The sequence below is a fragment of the Bacillus sp. EKM202B genome, assembly GCF_011066025.1.
Classification (GTDB): domain Bacteria; phylum Bacillota; class Bacilli; order Bacillales; family Bacillaceae_G; genus Bacillus_A; species Bacillus_A toyonensis.
This window is the reverse complement of sequence record NZ_JAAMNK010000117.1, coordinates 1-299: the sequence shown is the minus strand read 5'-3', so window position 1 is coordinate 299 and position 299 is coordinate 1. Positions and strand designations below refer to the sequence as shown.

Sequence of the window (299 nt, the reverse complement as noted above, 5' to 3'; positions counted from 1 at the left end):
GTATTGCGATTCAGTCGTCTGTTCGCAACCTTGCGGATGCTTATACACGCTTTTTCAAAAAACAAAACAGTGCCCCGTGTTTCAAATCTAAGAAAAACAACGTACAATCTTACACCACAAAACAAACAAATGAAAACATTGCCGTTATAGGAAACAAAATTAAATTGCCAAAACTAGGTCTTGTTCGATTTGCCAAAAGTCGTGAAGTAAAGGGACGCATTTTAAATGCTACAGTTAGACGGAACCCTTCTGGCAGATACTTTGTGTCATTGTTAGTCGAAACAGAAGTGCAAGAACTT

1 pseudogene is annotated in these 299 nt (G+C 38.1%); it reads left to right on the top strand.

From position 1 onward, the window contains the following. Positions 1-299: pseudogene (locus G9F74_RS29600) on the top strand (IS200/IS605 family element RNA-guided endonuclease TnpB); the annotation flags it as partial.